This window comes from Cycloclasticus sp., from assembly GCA_040743155.1.
Lineage (GTDB): Bacteria > Pseudomonadota > Gammaproteobacteria > Methylococcales > Cycloclasticaceae > Cycloclasticus.
The window spans coordinates 1767549-1786606 of the sequence record JBFLJU010000001.1; the positions used below are offsets into that span (position 1 = coordinate 1767549).

General features: G+C 43.4%; 18 protein-coding genes. 7 read left to right on the plus strand and 11 right to left on the minus strand.

What is annotated here, in order from left to right:
- Position 1 precedes the first annotated feature (1 nt).
- Positions 2-760, minus strand: coding sequence for a glycosyltransferase family 2 protein (locus tag AB1Y31_08530; protein MEW4983214.1), 759 nt, complete (start codon positions 758-760; stop codon positions 2-4).
- A gap of 177 nt (positions 761-937) precedes the next feature.
- Between AB1Y31_08530 and pilB the strand changes: the two genes are divergently transcribed.
- From pilB to yacG, 6 genes are read left to right on the plus strand one after another with little or no spacing between them, the layout of a single operon-like run.
- Entirely contained in the window at positions 938-2650 is a 1713-nt protein-coding gene (gene pilB, locus AB1Y31_08535) for a type IV-A pilus assembly ATPase PilB (protein ID MEW4983215.1), read from the plus strand.
- 6 nt (positions 2651-2656) lie between these two features.
- Positions 2657-3877 carry a type II secretion system F family protein gene (locus AB1Y31_08540; protein MEW4983216.1) on the plus strand — a complete coding sequence of 407 codons (1221 nt, stop codon included), beginning with the start codon at positions 2657-2659 and terminating at the stop codon, positions 3875-3877.
- A 27-nt stretch (positions 3878-3904) separates the two neighbouring features.
- Positions 3905-4780, plus strand: coding sequence for an A24 family peptidase (locus AB1Y31_08545; protein ID MEW4983217.1), 876 nt, complete (start codon positions 3905-3907; stop codon positions 4778-4780).
- A gap of 6 nt (positions 4781-4786) precedes the next feature.
- Positions 4787-5392, plus strand: a complete 606-nt coding sequence (gene coaE, locus AB1Y31_08550; GenBank protein MEW4983218.1) for a dephospho-CoA kinase — start codon at positions 4787-4789, stop codon at positions 5390-5392.
- 41 nt (positions 5393-5433) lie between these two features.
- The gene (gene zapD, locus AB1Y31_08555) at positions 5434-6201 is read left to right on the plus strand and encodes a cell division protein ZapD (protein MEW4983219.1); all 768 of its coding nucleotides are present in this window, start codon (positions 5434-5436) and stop codon (positions 6199-6201) included.
- Positions 6202-6205: 4 nt separating this feature from the next.
- On the plus strand, positions 6206-6394 hold the full coding sequence (gene yacG / locus AB1Y31_08560) for a DNA gyrase inhibitor YacG (GenBank protein MEW4983220.1): 189 nt from the start codon (positions 6206-6208) through the stop codon (positions 6392-6394).
- Positions 6395-6427: 33 nt separating this feature from the next.
- Here the strand turns inward: yacG and AB1Y31_08565 are convergent, their stop codons facing one another.
- The 4 genes from AB1Y31_08565 to AB1Y31_08580 all read right to left on the minus strand — a co-directional run bounded on the left by AB1Y31_08565 (position 6428) and on the right by AB1Y31_08580 (position 12417).
- The gene (locus AB1Y31_08565; GenBank protein MEW4983221.1) at positions 6428-7357 is read right to left on the minus strand and encodes a Nudix family hydrolase; all 930 of its coding nucleotides are present in this window, start codon (positions 7355-7357) and stop codon (positions 6428-6430) included.
- Between the two features lie 27 nt (positions 7358-7384).
- Positions 7385-8605: a bifunctional glutamate N-acetyltransferase/amino-acid acetyltransferase ArgJ gene (argJ, locus tag AB1Y31_08570; GenBank protein MEW4983222.1), complete on the minus strand. Its 1221-nt coding sequence runs from the start codon at positions 8603-8605 to the stop codon at positions 7385-7387.
- 97 nt (positions 8606-8702) lie between these two features.
- Entirely contained in the window at positions 8703-11360 is a 2658-nt protein-coding gene (secA, locus tag AB1Y31_08575) for a preprotein translocase subunit SecA (protein ID MEW4983223.1), read from the minus strand.
- A gap of 145 nt (positions 11361-11505) precedes the next feature.
- Entirely contained in the window at positions 11506-12417 is a 912-nt protein-coding gene (locus tag AB1Y31_08580) for a M23 family metallopeptidase (GenBank protein MEW4983224.1), read from the minus strand.
- Positions 12418-12444: 27 nt separating this feature from the next.
- On the opposite strand from AB1Y31_08580, the gene AB1Y31_08585 reads away from it, so the two are divergent.
- The gene (locus AB1Y31_08585; protein MEW4983225.1) at positions 12445-12888 is read left to right on the plus strand and encodes a DciA family protein; all 444 of its coding nucleotides are present in this window, start codon (positions 12445-12447) and stop codon (positions 12886-12888) included.
- On the opposite strand, the gene lpxC is transcribed toward AB1Y31_08585, so the two are convergent.
- The 6 genes from lpxC to murB all read right to left on the minus strand — a co-directional run bounded on the left by lpxC (position 12885) and on the right by murB (position 19043).
- Positions 12885-13799, minus strand: a complete 915-nt coding sequence (gene lpxC, locus AB1Y31_08590; GenBank protein ID MEW4983226.1) for a UDP-3-O-acyl-N-acetylglucosamine deacetylase — start codon at positions 13797-13799, stop codon at positions 12885-12887. The genes AB1Y31_08585 and lpxC overlap by 4 nt on opposite strands.
- A gap of 163 nt (positions 13800-13962) precedes the next feature.
- The gene (ftsZ, locus tag AB1Y31_08595; protein ID MEW4983227.1) at positions 13963-15126 is read right to left on the minus strand and encodes a cell division protein FtsZ; all 1164 of its coding nucleotides are present in this window, start codon (positions 15124-15126) and stop codon (positions 13963-13965) included.
- Positions 15127-15179: 53 nt separating this feature from the next.
- Positions 15180-16409, minus strand: a complete 1230-nt coding sequence (gene ftsA / locus AB1Y31_08600) for a cell division protein FtsA (protein ID MEW4983228.1) — start codon at positions 16407-16409, stop codon at positions 15180-15182.
- Positions 16410-16414: 5 nt separating this feature from the next.
- Complete coding sequence (locus AB1Y31_08605) at positions 16415-17206, minus strand: cell division protein FtsQ/DivIB (protein MEW4983229.1); 792 nt, start codon at positions 17204-17206, stop codon at positions 16415-16417.
- Positions 17203-18147, minus strand: a complete 945-nt coding sequence (locus AB1Y31_08610; GenBank protein MEW4983230.1) for a D-alanine--D-alanine ligase — start codon at positions 18145-18147, stop codon at positions 17203-17205. Before AB1Y31_08610 ends, AB1Y31_08605 begins: the two co-directional genes overlap by 4 nt.
- The gene (gene murB, locus AB1Y31_08615; protein MEW4983231.1) at positions 18144-19043 is read right to left on the minus strand and encodes a UDP-N-acetylmuramate dehydrogenase; all 900 of its coding nucleotides are present in this window, start codon (positions 19041-19043) and stop codon (positions 18144-18146) included. Before murB ends, AB1Y31_08610 begins: the two co-directional genes overlap by 4 nt.
- Positions 19044-19058: the final 15 nt, after the last annotated feature.

The following is a 19058-nucleotide window of genomic DNA, read 5'->3' on the forward strand; positions in this document are numbered from 1 at the left end:
TTTATAAGTGCTTAACAAAAAACCGCACCTTACGATACGGTAGATATAACGCCCAATAAACCGCATAAATAACACGCATAGCAGTTGAGGTATTATTTTCTAAATGAACTCTTTTTTCTTCTGAAAACCGCTGTTTTAAACTTACCCAGTCTTGCCTCGAACTCACACCTGTATCACGCATAACGGAAACCGTTAAATCAGTATAAATATCCATTGTCACATTATGCTGAAAGGATCTATAGAAAAAGTCATAATCCATTGCTATTTTAAAATCTGTATTAAAGCCGCCCAATTGTTCAAACAATGTTTTTTTACAAAAGGCTCCTTGATGCATTACGGGGGTTTTAAAGTATGTGCGCATTCCCAAAGGTTTTGTACTTTTTAGTATTTCCTTACTTTTTGTTTTAAATAAAATATCAAACGCGTGTATATCAACATTAGTTTGCATGCGGCTAATTACTTTTGACAATACTGCGTCATCTGCTAAATAATCATCCGCGTGCAGGAACAATAAATACTCCCCTGTTGCTAATTCCACCCCTTTATTCATCGCATCGGCAATACCCCCGTCAGGCTCAGATACCCAACTGGTTAGCTGCGATTCATACTGTTGAATAATACGCTTGGTTTTATCCGTTGAAGCGCCATCAACAATAATGTATTCAAATTCACAACTCTTTTGGCTGATAACACTTTGTATTGTTTGTTCTATGTATTGCTCAGCATTAAAGCAAACAGTAATTATGGTTATTTTAGGCATATACGGGCTATTATCTAGGTCTCAATCTAGTATAGATTAATTGTGACTAAACAGCGCCCACACACAATAGTACTACCAGGTAGCACACGCTAACGCTAGACAAAGCCACGATATATACTAAACTATAGTAGATAAGGACATAGCTTCTTCATCAAGGATATTAAACTAAAAGGAAATATGGCAGTAACGAGCGAAAAAATTTATTTAGGCGGTTTAGCACGGCGGCTGGTACTAGACGGCTTGATTACCGAAGAGGCTGCTCGCAAGCACTTTGAGGACGCTCGTAAAAAGAAAAAGTCTTTTGTTAGTTTTCTCGTTGAACAAAAAATCTTAGACAGCCAAACCATTGCTCTTTCTGCTTCTGAAGAGTTTGGCGTTCCGCTTTTTGATATTAATGCACTCAACAAAGAAGTTATCCCTAAGGGTTTGGTGGATGAAAAGTTAGTTCGTAAACACCACGCGCTACCCATGTATAAACGCGGCAATAAGTTGTTTGTTGCGGTGTCTGACCCAACAAACCTGCAAGCTCTAGATGAAATAAAGTTCCAAACAAGAATGAGCACCGAGGCTATTCTTGTTGAAGAAGACAAATTAACCCGCGTTATTGAAACCGCCATGGATGATGAAGATACATCCATGGATGACTTACTTGATGATGATCTCGACAACATCAACTTCGATGACGCTGACGCCGCACCCGCTGAAGACGACTTAGACAGTGATATTGACGATGCGCCGGTTGTTCGCTTTGTTAATAAAATTTTACTGGACGCCATTAAAAAAGGTGCGTCTGACATTCACTTTGAGCCTTATGAAAAAAGCTTCAGAATACGGACGCGTCAAGACGGTATTTTGAAAGAGGTGGCATCGCCTCCGATGAATATTGCTAACAAGCTGACATCGCGCATTAAGGTCATGTCGCGTATGAATATATCTGAACGACGCATTCCTCAAGATGGTCGTATTAAAATGGCGCTATCGAAAAAAAGAGCCATCGACTTTCGTGTAAACACATGCCCGACGCTATACGGAGAGAAGATTGTATTGCGTATTCTCGACCCGACCAGTGCACAAGTAGGCATTGAACAATTGGGTTTTGATCCGAATCAACAAGCTGCTTTTTTGAAGGCCATTGAAAAACCTTACGGCATGATTTTAGTTACCGGCCCAACCGGTAGTGGTAAGACCGTTAGTTTATATACTGCTCTTAATATTCTAAATGAGCCGGATATCAATATATCGACCGCTGAAGATCCCGTTGAGATAACAGTTGCAGGCATCAACCAAGTTAACGTTAACACTAAAACTGGGCTAACCTTTGCTGAAGCGCTTCGCGCGTTTTTGCGACAAGATCCTGATATCATCATGGTCGGTGAGATTCGTGACCTTGAGACCGCTGAGATTTCAGTTAAGGCCGCTCAAACCGGTCACTTGGTGCTGTCTACCCTGCATACGAACGACGCACCTCAAACACTAAACCGCTTAAACCAAATGGGCATCCCACCCTATAATATCGCTGCATCTGTCCTGCTAATTATGGCGCAACGTTTGGCTAGAAAGTTATGTAAACGGTGTAAAAAAGAAGAAGAATTACCCGCTGACTTGCTAATAAAAGAGGGTTTCAAAGCAGAGGATGCTGAAGGACTTACAACTTATAAGGCCGTCGGCTGTGATTACTGTGTCAACGGCTATAAAGGTCGTATTGGAATCTTTCAAGTAATGCCTGTTTCTGAAGCAATGGAAGACCTCATCATTCACGGGTGTTCGACTAAAGACCTTGAAAATCAATCTGCAAAAGAAGGTGTTTTGACACTCCGTGAGTCAGGTTTAGAAAAGATTAAAGCTGGCATTACCAGTATTGAAGAAATTAACCGAATTACAAAAGACTAAAATATTATGGCTGCTAATTCATCAAAAGTTACATATCTCTGGGAAGGAACCGACAACAAGGGCAACCGTAACAAAGGCGAAATTAATGCCCGTAGTGACGCCATTGTTAAAGCTGAATTACGCCGACAAGGCATTCGCCCAATAAAAGTTAAGAAAAAACCTCAAGCTTTGTTTGGCAACATGGGGCAAAAACCGATCGTACCCAAAGATATTGCCATCTTTAGTCGCCAACTTGCCACGATGATGGCTGCTGGTATTCCGTTAGTTCAATCATTTGACATCATCGGCAAAGGACACGAAAAACCTGCCATGCAAGACATGCTGGCAGCCATTAAAGCCGACATTGAAGGCGGCTCGACGCTAGCCGAAAGCCTTAGTAAATTCCCTTTTCAATTTGACGAACTGTTTTGTAACCTAGTAGAAGCCGGTGAACACGCTGGTATTTTGGAAGAACTGTTGGTTAAAATCGCCGAGTACAAGGAAAAAACTGAAAGCCTAAAAGCTAAAATCAAAAAGGCCCTTACTTACCCCATTTCTGTTTTAATTGTGGCGATTATCGTTACATCCATCTTGCTGGTGTTTGTAGTACCACAATTTGAAAGTTTATTTACTGGCTTTGGCGCGGACCTTCCTGCTTTCACCCAGATGGTCGTTGAATTATCACGCTTTATGCAAGAATGGTGGTGGGCTGTGTTTGGTATCATCGGTGGCGTTGTATTTGCCATCATGCAGGTCAAAAAACGCTCGCGAAAATTCAACCATTTACTCGATAGAGTGGTTCTTAAAATGCCTATTATTGGCGACATTTTAAACAAGGCCGCGATTGCAAGGTATGCTAGAACCTTATCAACCATGTCTGCCGCTGGCGTGCCTCTAGTCGAGGCACTTGAGTCAGTTGCAGGTGCAACCGGCAACATCGTCTACTCTGAAGCTGTTTTACAAATGAGAGAGCAAGTAGCCACTGGGATTCAACTACAACAAGCTATGAAAAATGTCGGCTTATTCCCGCACATGGTGGTGCAAATGGTCGCCATTGGTGAAGAAGCAGGCTCTGTTGAAACTATGTTAGGTAAAGTGGCCGATTTTTTCGAAGAAGAAGTCGACAACGCTGTGGATTCGCTCGCCAGTTTAATTGAACCGCTTATTATGGCGATTTTGGGTGTTTTAGTCGGTGGCTTAATTGTGGCCATGTACTTACCTATCTTTATGCTAGGAACTGTTTTCTAGCGAAAATACAAATTCGTTGCTCTACACATGAATATTATTCAAGCGCTTGAACAAAGCGCCAGCTTTTTATACCTATCTGTTGGTCTGCTAGGACTTTTGATTGGCAGTTTTCTCAATGTTGTCGCGTACCGCCTCCCCATTATGTTGCAAAAAGGCTGGCGGCAAGAATGCTTAAGCTTTCTGGAGCAAGAAGAGTCTCAGGCTGAATTAACTGAAACGTTCAATCTATCACAACCTCGTTCACGGTGCCCTTCTTGCAATCATACTATTAGCGCACTCGAAAATATTCCTGTCTTAAGTTATCTATTTTTGAAGGGTAAATGCAAAAACTGTAAAGCAACTATTTCAATTAGGTACCCCGTAGTTGAGTTAATCACTGCTACTTTATCCATTATTGTCGCCATTCAATTCGGCGTATCACTACAAACGTGCGCTGCTTTAGTTTTTATATGGGTATTAATTTGTTTAACGTTGATAGATTTTGACACCCAACTATTACCCGACTCCATCACCCTTCCACTGCTTTGGTTTGCCTTATCTATCAGCCTTTTCGGTATTTTTACGTCGCCTCAAACAGCCCTTCTAGGCGCTGTCGCCGGTTACCTTAGCCTTTGGTCGGTGTTTTGGCTTTTTAAGCTAGTCACTGGCAAAGAAGGCATGGGATATGGCGACTTTAAGTTGTTAGCCGCCATTGGTGCTTTTTTGGGCTGGACAATGCTACCCCTGGTTATCATGTTATCTGCTTTTGTTGGTGCCGTTATTGGCTTAACACTCATCGTCATCAAGGGCCGCGATAAAAACATCCCTATACCGTTTGGCCCTTACTTATCCGTTGCTGCATTTATTGCTCTTGTTTGGGGTAATCAAATTAATACCGCTTACCTTCAATTTGTTGGCTTATAGAACATTATGCTAACCATTGGGTTAACGGGGGGTATTGGCTGTGGCAAAACCACCATCACTCAACTATTTGAAAAAAGAAACGTACCTGTCGTTGATGCTGACGTTATCTCGCACGCCATCGTACAACCTGGTCAACCGGCACTCCTCATCTTAAAAAAATCATTCGGTGAGCAAATACTATTACCTAACGGCTCACTCAATAGAAATTATCTACGTGAGTTAGTTTTTAATGATCCGCATAAAAAAGAAACCTTAGAAAATATTTTACACCCGATCATTTACACCACAATGTATCAAGCATTAGAGAAAATTGATTACCCATACGGCATTCTCAGTATTCCATTATTATTAGAAACTCAGCATCAAGATAAGGTTGATCGTGTATTAGTGATTGACTGTCCCGAGGCAGTTCAAATCGAACGAGTAAAAAAACGTGATAAATTAAATGATGCCATGATCGCCTCAATTATGCACTCTCAGTGTTCTCGCTCAATTCGACTAAGTAATGCCGATGATATTCTCGTTAATAATGAGTCGTTAGAAAGCCTAGACGCCAAGGTTCAAAAGCTACATAACTTTTACTTAAAAATGAGCGCTGGAAAAAACAACTAATATCCTGCAAAATAGCAACTTTACGGCCTAATTACACTCTTGTGTCTGAACAAATAACATACGAACTCCCTCTAAGCGAACGCATCCGTACCTTTCTAAGGTTAGAGGACTTATTTGAACAAATGCAACACTTCTCACAACACGACGGTGAGTGGCAAAATAGAGCAGAACTCAGTTGTCTTCTCGACATTCTTGCCATCTCAAGTCGGACCGATTTAAGAAACGAGATCACCAAAGAAATTGAGCGCCATACCAAGTCCCTTATTATTTTCGCCAAAAACCCAAAAGTGGACCGTGAAAAACTTGAGCAAAGCATTGATCAACTTAACCGGCTCAACCGACAATTAATATCCAGTAGCGGAAGGATTGATCAGATACTTGGCCAAGTGGACTTACTAAAATGTTTATCACAACGTAACAGCATCCCTGGCGGTACATGTGACTTTGACCTTCCAGCGTATCATTTTTGGTTAAATAAACCGCTCAGCGAGCGTCGCGAACAAATTCATTGTTGGACGAATCACTTAAAGCCTATCCAACAATCAATCTCGTTATTACTACAGTTCATCCGTTTTAGCGCCACACCCACTACAAGAATCGCGCACTCAGGCTTCTATCAACAAAGCTTAGATAGCAGTCACCCCGTTCACTTACTGCGTGTTTCCTTAGAACTGAACTCGCTTTACTTTGCTGAAATAAGTGGCGGAAAACACCGCTTTAGTGTTCGCTTTATGGTTCCACTTGACACTGAAAGGCCAAGTCAAACAAGTGATGACATTAATTTTACGTTAAGTATTTGCCAACTCTAAGATAATGAAAACAACCGTTAACTGCCCTACCTGCCAGAAAACAGTAGCATGGAGCAAGATCTCAACCTTTAGACCGTTTTGTAGTGAACGCTGCAAATTAATTGACCTTGGTGAATGGGCTGCAGAAAATCACTCGATTGCCGGAGAAAAAGTTTACCTAGCCGCTGATGACGAACAATCACTAGATTATTAGAGCACTTCTAATCTATAGAGCTACTGCTCCTCTTCAAAAACCTCTAATACCCGCCACGCCATGTGCTCCATTGGATTGCGCCTTATCCATATCGTCTGGACCGAGCCCTCCTAAGGCGAACACCGGTATTGCAGATGATTCGGCCAAGCCTTTAAACCTCTCCCAACCCAATGGCTGAGCGTCTGGATGAGTTTGTGATTTACAAACGGGAGACAATACGGCAAACAATGCACCCAGTTCTTTTGCCAAGCATAATTCTTTTTTATTATGACAAGAGGCGGCAAATATGAGCCCTTTTGGCAATAAGGACTGATTTTTTATCTTCATCATTTCTTTGACACTCAGATGAACAGCTCTGGCATTAATTTCCAACGCCATAGCGATATCCGTATTAACAAATAAACGAACTTCATTTTCTTCACACAACTCTATTGCACGTCTTGCTAGCTTTTTAAATCGTTCCTTACTGAATGACTTTACGCGCAATTGAATCATTGTATAACCAGCTGCAATCAGCCGCTTTAAGTGCTCTAGCATCAACTGCTCATCGCCAATACATTCATCGACAATTGGATAATACTGGGGCAGCTTTAAAGCGTCAATAATAGCGACATTTGCTGCAGGAAATGAATGTTCTTCTAAAGCCGAGATAGCAACCCATTTAATGAGTTGACCTTCCATCCCACAGGCCTCACCTTCAAATTTTTCAACGATATGCACATCAAGGTGAACCGACACATCGCTATAACAGTGCTTTATCTCAACAAATGGCGTAGATGCCTGCACGCTTATATTGAGCTCTTCACGCAGTTCTCTTTCTAACGCCTGAGATGTGTCTTCGCCTTCTTCATGCTTACCGCCTGGAAACTCCCATAGGCCGCCTTGGTGAACATCATTAGCACGTTTACTAATAAGCACCTCACCTCGCTTGTTTTTTATAACTCCAACGGCTACCTTCAGCATTGTCGATTGATCAGTCTAGAAATTGTTTTAAGAACGATACTCGGCGTTGATTTTGACGTAATCGTAAGACAAATCACAGGTCAGCACAGTGGCAGACTGTGTGCCTTGCGCCAAACTAATTCGGACAAGAATTTCTTCTTTATCCATCACGGCTTGCCCCATCTCTTCGGTATAGCTAGGTGCACGTTTGCCCGCATCAACAATACACGTATCGTCTAGGTGGATAGAAATAGTATCAACATTTAGGTGTTCTATATCGGCTCGCCCCACTGCCGCTAAGATTCTTCCCCAGTTTGGGTCAGACGCAAAAAATGCAGTCTTAACCAATGGCGATTGAGCAACTGTATAAGCGACTTCCTTTGCATCGTCAACACTATCCGCTTGCTCAACTGTTATCTTAATCAACTTAGTAGCGCCTTCTCCATCGCGCACAATCGCCTCCGCTAAGAAGTAGCATACTTCTTTTAACGCCGATAAAAATTGCGGATACCTTGGGTCTTCAGCTGAATTAATAGGCGTTGTATTCGCACTGGCGGTTGCCATCAATACAAGCGCGTCGTTTGTTGAAGTGTCGCCATCCACCGAAATGCTATTAAAAGACAGATCAGCCGCCTCGTTCAACATTTGTTGGAGTAGTGGTTGACTAATAGCCATATCGGTAGCGATATAAGACAGCATGGTCGCCATATTCGGTTCAATCATTCCTGAACCCTTAGCGATACCGGTAATGGTTATTGACGCACCGCCAAGCTCTACCGTACGAGAACAGCCCTTTTCACGTGTATCCGTTGTCATAATGGCTGTAGCCGCTTTTGACCAGTTACCTATACTAAGCGTGTCTACCGCAGCTTGTAAGCCACTCACTAGTTTATCAACCGGCAATGGCTCACCAATCACCCCCGTTGAAAACGGCAATATTTGGGCGTTATGAGAGGAAACTCTATCTGCCAGTTCAATGCAGCACGTTTGCGCTGCCTGTAACCCCGGCTCACCTAAGCCTGCATTTGCATTGCCAGAGTTGATCAATAGATAACGCGGAGAGCCTTCAGCTAAATGCTTTTTTGCCAACAAGACCGGCGCTGCGCAAAACTTATTGTTTGTAAAAACAGCCGCCACTTGCGTGCCCTGAGCTAACTCAAAAATGGTTAGGTCATCACGTTCTGTTTGTGAAATACCGGCTGATGCAGTGCCGATGCGAATACCCGACACCGCTTTTAAATTTAATGCAACATTACCACCAACCGGCATATGCTAACTCCTAACAGTCTTTTATACCCAAAGGGCGTTATCTTCATTGTCACAGGTTCCATCAAAACGGGAGGTAGAATCCCTGTTTAATTCAAGCTTATAGCTTGCCGTGACACTGCTTAAATTTCTTACCTGAACCACATGGACACGGTTCATTGCGGCCAACTTTTTTATCTGTGCGTTGAAACGGCTGACCTTTTTCAGCGGCCTCCGCCTCAGATTCACCCTCAAGCGCATTGACATCTGCGTGTTTAAATTCCATTTTTTGCTGAATACGGCGTTGCTGCTCAACAGCTTGAACATCCTCTTCAGCTCGAACTTGCACTTTAGTTACCAACATAACCACTTCACGTTTTAATGTGTCTAGCATGGCCGTAAACAACTCAAAAGCTTCACGTTTATATTCTTGCTTAGGGTCTTTTTGCGCATAGCCCCGAAGATGAATCCCTTGTCTCAAATGATCCATTGCACCTAGGTGCTCTCTCCACATTGAATCAAGCGTTTGTAACATAACGGATTTTTCAAAATGTCTAAGCACTTCAGCGCCAGCTAAGATCTCTTTTTTCGCATAATCTTCATTAATGGACTTTGATATTAATTCACGCAAACTTTCTTCGTGCAAACTCTCATCTTCATCCAACTGTTCTTTAATATTAAGTTTGCAGTAAAACTCATCTTCAAGTGCCGTTTGCAAACCAGTTAAGTCCCATTGTTCTTCCACTGACTGCAACGGAATATACTGATCGATTAAATCAGTAACAACATCGTCACGAATTGACACAATCGTGTCGGCAATATTAGACGCTTCCATAATTTCGTTGCGCTGCTCATAGATCACTTTACGCTGATCATTTGCAACATCGTCGTATTGAAGCAACTGCTTACGAATATCGAAGTTATGCCCTTCTACTTTTCTTTGTGCATTCTCAATCGCCTTGCTGACCCAAGGGTGTTCGATAGACTCACCCTTTTCTAAACCGAGTTTCTGCATTAAACCTGACACACGCTCAGAGGCAAAAATCCGCATCAAACTATCTTCTAACGATAGATAAAAACGACTGGCACCAGGATCGCCTTGACGTCCTGAACGACCTCTGAGCTGGTTATCGATACGGCGTGATTCGTGGCGCTCTGTACCAATAACACGTAGGCCGCCAACATCTAATACAGCCTGATGCTTGTCTTCCCAATCGGCCGATGCCTCACTTTCATCTTTCTTACCACCTAACACGATATCCGTGCCACGACCCGCCATATTAGTTGCAATGGTGACAGAGCCTAAAGCACCGGCATTCGCAATAATTTGAGCCTCACGCTCATGCTGTTTAGCATTCAACACTTCGTGAGGTACTTTCTTTTTATTCAAACTCGATGAGAGATGCTCCGACACTTCAATCGACGTTGTACCGACCAAAACAGGCTGCTTACGTTTAAAACAGTCTTCGATATCATCAATAACGGCTTCGTACTTTTCTTCTGCCGTTAAATACACAAGGTCGCCAGCATCGTCTCGCGCCATATCACGATGGGTTGGAATGACAATAACTTCTAAGCCATAAATTTGTTGAAATTCGAACGCTTCGGTATCGGCTGTACCGGTCATCCCCGATAGTTTGTTATACATTCTAAAAAAGTTCTGGAATGTAATGGACGCCATCGTTTGGTTTTCACTTTGGATCTTTACATTTTCTTTCGCTTCGACCGCTTGGTGCAGGCCTTCACCCCAACGTCTGCCAGGCATCGTTCGCCCTGTAAACTCATCAACAATAACCACTTGTCCGTTTTGGATAATGTAATCAACGTCTTTTTGATACAAGGAACTCGCACGTAATGCAGCATAAACATGGTGCATCAATCCAATGTTAGAGGCATCGTATAAGCTCTCGTGCTCACTTAATAGACCACTATTAGTGAGCAATTCTTCGATTTTTTCATGCCCTAGCTCTGTTAAAAAGGCTTGCTTTGACTTCTCATCGACCGTGTACTCACCACCCTCTTGCCCTTCAACTTCCTGTGTTAAATCTTTAACTAAGTCATTAAGCTTTATGTATAACTCGCTTTTATCGTCTGTCGGCCCTGAAATAATGAGCGGCGTTCTGGCCTCATCAATAAGAATCGAATCAACCTCATCCACAATCGCGTAATTGAGTTCGCGCTGAACTTTATCTTCAACGCCAAACGCCATATTGTCACGAAGGTAGTCGAAGCCGAACTCGTTATTCGTGCCGTAAGTAATATCTGCGGCGTAGGCCTCACGACGTTGCTCGGGGCTCATTACATTAACAATCACACCCGTTGTCATGCCTAAGAATTCAAATAACTGGCCCATCCATTCTGAGTCACGCTCAGCCAAGTAATCATTCACTGTCACCATGTGAACGCCTTTTCCTGGCAGCGCATTTAAATAGGCCGATAGCGTTGCAACTAAGGTTTTCCCTTCACCCGTTTTCATCTCGGCGATGCGCCCATCGTTTAGCACCATGCCGCCAATCAATTGGACATCAAAGTGACGCATGCCTAACGAACGTATGCCGGCTTCTCTTACTACCGCAAATGCTTCTGTTATTAACGATTCAAGTGTTTCACCGTTTGTAAGCCGACCTCTAAACTCTTCTGTCTTGGCTTTTAACGCGTCATCATCTAGTGCCTTAATTGACTCTTCGATTTCGTTAATTTTTTTAACAGTTTTTTGCTTTGTTTTGACAAATCGGTCATTTCGACTGCCAAAAACTTTCTTTACGATATTTGAGATCATTGCAGATAAATTTTAGTGTAAAACGAAAGCGCAAATGATACCGCATATAACCCTAGTAAGCGTGATTTTTACACCCTTAGGAGTTTGATGCATTGCGATAGATCAATCGCAATAAGGAATTAGTTAGGACGGTTGATGTATTGGCTTATCGAGAGCTGTATAGGTACTTACGGGGGTTTACTTTCTTACCGTGACGTAAGACTTCAAAGTGCACATGAGGCCCTGTTGAACGACCTGTTGACCCCATTTTGGCGATCACATCATTTTGCTTAACGAGGTCGCCGGTTTTAACAACGATTTCTTTATTGTGCCCATAACGTGTGACATAACCTGAGCCGTGGTCAACCTCCACTAGATTACCATAGCCGCCACTCTTCCCAGCCCACGTCACCATGCCTGACGCTGCTGCCAATACGTTGGTACCATCTTTACCCGCAATATCAACGCCATGGTGGAACTTCCTCTTACCGCTAAAAGGATCGGCTCGGTAACCGTAATACGACGATAGCCAACCTTTCTGAACCGGTAACCCAGCAGGACGCACTTCTTTTGAAAGTCGTTTATTAGCCGAAAAGGTACCGAGTAATTTCAATTGTTTCTCACGCAATGAGAACTGATCATCAAGCACTTGAATATCATGCAATAGCTGACTTTCTGTAAAACTCTCTAATGAACCCTCAACCTCAGCACTGCCTATTGCAGGTAACTCATCAAAGTTAAACTCTGGAGAATTAAGTTTTGCTTTTTTGGCCAAATGTTCACCCACTGCATTCAGTCTAGTGAGCTGAGCTTGCATTTGCCCAACACGTAATGCAATGCTGTCTAGGGTGTTTCTAGTTTTTTCGCGTATCCGCTCAAGTTCAGCACGCTGAGCCAGTAATTCTTGATTCACGCTGTTTGATTGGCTTGCCAATACCGACTCATCGGTATTGGGGAGAAATAAATACCCTGCTAAAGACAACGTAAAGCCACCGATTAAAACGGCTATTGCCTTTTTTTGGCGGTCTGAAAAACTGATCGTTTTCTTTTTGCCTTTTGTTAACAGTATAATTTGCATATTCTTCTTTTTAAGCTTAATAACGTTATGTTTAAACAACCATTCAAAAATAAAAATCTACCGTTGAATGGCTTGCAGTATATTCAGCAGAATCTAAACCAACAACGACGGCTTCTTCAGGTAGTCCAAGCATGCTTAACCACTGATTTAGCTACACACTGCATACATATTACCGCGAATAAAAACAACATTACTCTATTCACTGACTCTTCTGTTTGGGCATCTAAGTTATTGTATTTGCGTCAAACCATTCTAAAGGCTCTCTTTGAGCACTTCGGAGAACGAGTCCATACTTTAAAGATTAAGGTGTTAGCCAAGCACACGGTAAAAAGCGACCTCTTGCCTAAATCACCATCCGCTAATGCCCTTAGGCTCCTTTCTGAAGCCAATCAATCCAAGCCAACCGATAGTCTCAGCATCTCTATGAGCAAGCTCATTAAGACACTAAAAAAAAACAAGCTATCTTCTTAAACTGATGCCGGTAACGGTTCCATATACGAAATAGGAAATTCGTCGTTGTCGTCAAAGGTGACTTCTTCCCAAGCTTCTGGTTGGATTAGTAGCTCTCTCAACAATTTATTATTCAATTCATGGCCGGATTTGTGACCATGGAATTCACCGATTAAACTGTGGCCTAATAAATACAAGTCGCCGATAGCATCCAAAATCTTATGTTTTACAAATTCATCTTCGTAACGCAGGCCATCTTCGTTCAACACTCTAAAGTCATCGACAACAATTGCGTTATCCATACTACCGCCTAACGCAAGGTTACGTTGACGCAGCATTTCAATATCTTTCATAAAACCAAAGGTTCTTGCGCGACTAATTTCTTTAACGAAAGAGGTTGAAGAAAAATCAATGGTGGCTTCTTGTACCCGAGACTTGAAGACAGGGTGGTCAAACTCAATGCTAAAACCAACTTTAAATCCTTCAAATGGCACAAAGCTTGCCCACTTGTCACCGTCTTCGACGCGAACTTCTTTTTTAATGCGGATATAACGTTTTGCAGCATGCTGCTCTTCTATTCCTGCAGATTGCAGTAGAAAAACAAATGGGCCCGCGCTACCGTCCATAATCGGCACTTCGGCAGCACTCAAATCAATATAAATATTATCGATGCCTAAACCCGCAATAGCTGACAGCAAGTGTTCTACAGTAGACACCCTGACCCCGCCTTGAATAAGCGTTGTTGATAGCTGGGTATCTCCCACATTTTCAGCTTTTGCAGGAATAACAACGGGTTCGTCAAAGTCGACCCGACGAAAAACAATACCTGCATCAATGCCAGCAGGACGTAACGTTAGATAAACCTTTTCGCCACTATGTAAACCAACACCAGTGGCACGAATCACATTTTTCAGCGTTCGTTGTTTAATCATTTAAGACTCCCAAGCAGATAACGAATTTATTTTTAGTATTATTTTTTCGGGATATTAACACATTTTGCATTTTAACGAAAAAGCAACCACATCTAAATAATACCGACTGCCCTTTTACCGCCACTAGAAAACACCCTTTCTGGTGGCGGTATTGATTAGCAGACTAGTCCGCTTGTCTTCTTAAAAATGCGGGTATATCTAGGTATGACGGATCTAATGTATTATCTAAGCTAGCTGTTTTTTGTGACGCAACAGCAGATTTTTTGTCGCGCATAATCGTCGGAATATCAAGGTCTTCTTCATTTAGTTCGGCCACTTTAATTGGCTCTCTTTTCACTTGAACAATCGGCGTTGGTTCAACCGCAGCAACTTTCCCGCCTAAACCTGTCGCAACCACTGTTACGCGCATTTCATCTGATAAATCCGGATCAATAACCGTGCCGACAACTACATTTGCATCGTCTGAAGCAAAGTCTCTAATTGCCTGACCCACTTCTTCAAACTCACCAATAGACATATCTAGACCGGCCGTAATATTAACCAAGATACCACGAGCACCTTGTACATTAATATCTTCTAACAATGGACTATGAATCGCAGCTTCCGCTGCATCTCGGGCTCTTGACTCGCCGCTAGCCGTACCAGTACCCATCATCGCATCACCCATCTCTGACATTACCGTCCTAACATCGGCGAAATCGACGTTGATCAAGCCTGGGCAAGTAATCAATTCTGCAATGCCCTGAACTGCGCCGAGCAACACGTCATTGGCTGCTTTAAACGCGTTGAGCAAGCTCATTTCTTTACCCAATACGTGCAACAGCTTTTCATTTGGAATCGTTATCAACGAATCAACATGTAGCGCCAACTCCTCAATCCCATTTTCCGCTAATAGCATTCTTTTCTTGCCTTCGAACGGGAATGGTTTAGTAACAACGGCCACCGTTAAAATGCCCATTTCTTTTGCTATTTCAGCGACTATCGGCGCCGCACCTGTGCCCGTTCCACCGCCCATACCGGCTGTGATAAACACCATATCTGAGCCTGCGATCACTTCTTGTATTCGCTCTCTATCTTCAATTGCTGCTTGACGCCCCACTTCTGGGTTAGCACCTGCGCCCAGACCCTTTGTGCTGTTATGCCCTAACTGCAAAACAGTTTTGACCGGCGTGTTTTTTAGTGCTTGTGCATCGGTGTTCGCACAGATGAACTCAACCCCATCTATTTCGCTACTCACCATATGGTTAACGGCATTGCCACCTCCACCGCCAACGCCAATTACTTTAATTACCGCATTTTGTGTGTGTGCATCCATTAATTCGAACATGTTATTCCCCTATATTGTTTGTCTATTACTTAAATCTTAATAAATTCTTAACGTTAAAAATTACCCTGAAACCAGCTTTTCATTTTTTCCCACATCGCTTCAAAACCATTCTTCATTTCGCTACTACTTGCCACAGTATTTTGCTGGCCAAATAACAACAAGCCCACACCCGTGGCATAAATTGGGTTTCGCACCACGTCACTCAAGCCAGACACATACTGTGGATAACCCAAACGAACTGGCATATGAAATACCTCTTCTGCCAGCTCAACCAAACCTTCAACTTTTGCACTACCGCCCGTCAATACGATGCCTGCGGCAACAATATCTTCATAACCCGAGCGCCTTAGCTCGGCTTGCACTAACATCATGAGTTCTTCATAACGTGGCTCAATTATTTCTGCCAAATTACCGCGTGATATTTTTCGCGTTGGACGGTCACCAATACTTGGCACATCGATCATTTCATCATCTTGCACCAGCTGAGTCAGCGCACAGGCGTACTTCAACTTAATTTCATCTGCGTGTTGTGTCGGCGTCCGAAGCGCCACGGCAATATCATTGGTCACTTGATCACCGGCAATTGGGATCACTGCGGTATGGCGTATAAACCCATCGCAAAATACGGCGATGTCTGTGGTTCCACCGCCAATATCAACCAAGCAAACACCCAACTCTTTCTCATCATCTGTTAACACAGAACTGCTCGATGCTAATTGCTCCAAAATAATATCGTCTACTTCCAAGCCGCAGCGACGCACACACTTAATAATGTTCTGAGCCGCACTAACCGCACCGGTCACGATATGCACTTTTGCCTCAAGTCTAATACCAGCCATTCCCACTGGTTCTTTGATCCCTTCTTGCCCATCAATAATGAATTCTTGCGGCATAATATGCAGTATTTTTTGATCCGCAGGAATAACCACCGCCCTAGCAGCATCAATCACCCGCTCAATATCCGACTGAATCACTTCACTTTCTTTAATTCCGACAACACCGCTGGAGTTCAAGCTGCTGATATGACTCCCAGCAATACCAACAAATACGGAGTTAATTTGGCAACCCGCCATCAACTCAGCTTCTTCAATAGCGCGCTGGATCGAATGCACGGTAGACTCGAGATTGACCACGACGCCTTTTTTCAATCCTCGTGAACTGTTAGTCCCAATACCAATCACATCAATCGTGCCATCCGGCGTTATTTCGCCGACAATCGCCGCTACCTTCGATGTTCCGATATCTAAACCAACAATTAAATTTTTATCACTATTTTTCTTCATCGTTCCTAGCCTTTATTTGGCCAATCCTTGTTCATTGCTATAACCGCTGTTTTCACACCCAATTCATTAAACTCATACCCGCTTCTCCAGGTCACGGCCATGCCATTTGGGTAACGCAAATCTATCAACTCAATGTGCTCTATCAAGTCGCCGTCAAGTGATGCTAAAAGCATTAACGATTTACTTATTTTTTGATCGGGTCGTTGATTGCCTGCTTTAATCTTTACGCCGTTACTCATCACTGCCGACCAACTGCCATGTTCCGCTAAAGCAAGCCGTTTAATTGAAACGCCGATACTCTCGATAGAGCGGTCTATTTTTTCTTGTTCTGCCAGTAGTTTTTTACTGTCGCTAGTAATGCCTGATAAATGAGGCAGCTTTAGTAACGCGGCATCAAACACGGGTTGAAACACCTCACCTTGTGGGTTCAATAACGCCGTTTCATTCCACACTGCGACTGGCTGCTGCTCTTGCAAAGACAACACCATCATATCCGGCCAAACACGTCTTACGCGTGCTTTTTCCACCCACTCTATTGCGGTTACATTTTTAATAATGGCATCAGCGTCCATTGCAAAATACCCCGTCTGCACCAACTGGGATAACGACTGTGATATTTCATCATGCGTTATATAATTCAACGCACCTTCAATACGCACGTGTTTAATCGGCATCGTGGTGGGTTTTTCTAACCACGCCATTAACTGCCAGCAAGCACATGCCACCAGTAGCAACAGAAAAGCACTTTTTACCCACGGTCTTGAGTGCTCAATGAAGATGCTGCTCAGGTCTTTCATTTCAGCACCGCCATGTTATCAAAACTGGTCTCTAAAATACCCCAAACCAATGCATTAAAATCGATACCCGCTTGCTTTGCAGCCATTGGCACCAAGCTATGATCAGTCATCCCCGGCACAGTGTTTATTTCCAGTAATTGCGGCACGCCCATTTGATCCAACATGAAGTCGACCCTACCCCAACCACTACCGCCTAATATTTTGAATGCTTTAATCGACAAGTCTTGCAATGCACGCTCTTGCTCAGCATCTAAACCACAAGGGCAATGGTATTGTGTGGTATTTACCTCGTATTTTGCTGCGTAGTCATAAAAATCATTCGGCGTTTCTAAACGGATCATTGGTAACGCGCTATCACCTAAAATCGCAACCGTATACTCGTCACCTTCGACCCATTGTTCGGCCATCACCTCGCAAGCAAATGTTGACGCCTGTTTGTACGCTTTGTGTAATTGCTCAATATTTTCAGCTTTGGCCATCCCCAAACTAGAACCTTCTAGCGCTGGCTTAACCATCACAGGGAAAGCGAGCTTTTGTACGCATCGCTCTACATCTGCTTCTGATGTTAGCTCCATCCACGCTGGCGTTGGTATACCCGCACCCAACCAGCAAAGTTTCGTTCTTAACTTGTCCATTCCTAGCGCCGAGCCCAACACACCGCTTCCCGTGTATGGAATATCGAGTAATTCCAGCGCACCTTGCAATTGGCCATCTTCACCACCGCGCCCATGCACGATATTGAAAACGCGATCTATACGCATTTCTTTCAACTCACTTAGGGACGAAGTTTGCAAATCAAACTTAACCGCATCCACACCCTGAGCTTGTAAAGCCGTCAACACAGCCTGCCCACTCAATAGGGAAATTTCTCGTTCGGCTGCGTTGCCGCCCATAAGCACTGCTACTTTGCCAAATTGATTGGCTGATTGCACGGTACTCATTGCGTCAACTCCTCACCAATAATGCGCACCTCTGTTGCCAATAAAACACCCTGTTTTTCCTGCACCTGATCTCTGACATAGTTAATCAGGCTTTCAATATCTTTAGCCGTTGCGTTACCGGTGTTTAATATAAAATTCGAGTGTTTCTCAGATACCTGTGCGCCGCCTATTGCATAGCCTTTCAAACCCGTCGCTTCAACTAAACGTGCTGCATGATCACCTGGCGGGTTTTTAAAAACCGAACCACCACTGGGGATATTAGTTGGTTGTGTTTGCGAACGTTTTGCCAGTAATTGACGAATTTTACCTCTGCTTTCTTCATTACCGCCGCTTGGAATATCTAAATAACACGCAACAAACCATTCATCCTCTGCAACGGACACTGAACGATAACCCACCTCAAATTCATTCGATTGGCGTTCGGTCAAGTCACCTTGACGATTCATCATGATCACCTTGTTAACCAAATTCCACGTTTCACCACCAAACGCACCTGCATTCATCGCCAATGCACCACCCATAGTACCGGGAATACCCGCTAAAAATTCAGCTCCCGACAGGCCTTTCTCAGCAGCTAATTTGGCCACTAAAGCACACGGCACACCCGCATCAACCTTCAGCATTCCGTCGGTCGTTTCTTGCATCTGTTTTAAACAACCGCGTGTGTAAATAACAGAGCCACGCACGCCACCATCACGAATCAATACATTACTGCCCAACCCCAACCAAAGAACAGGCTCATCAGTGGGACGTGATTGCAGGTAACGCTGGGTATCTTCAATGTTGCTTGGCTTATAAAAATTATCCGCCGGACCACCCACGCGCCATGATGTATAACGAGCTAAAAGCTCACTTTTCATCAATTGTCCCGTTAGTTGGTTCGTCGTTTTCATCATCGCTTGCATTATTCC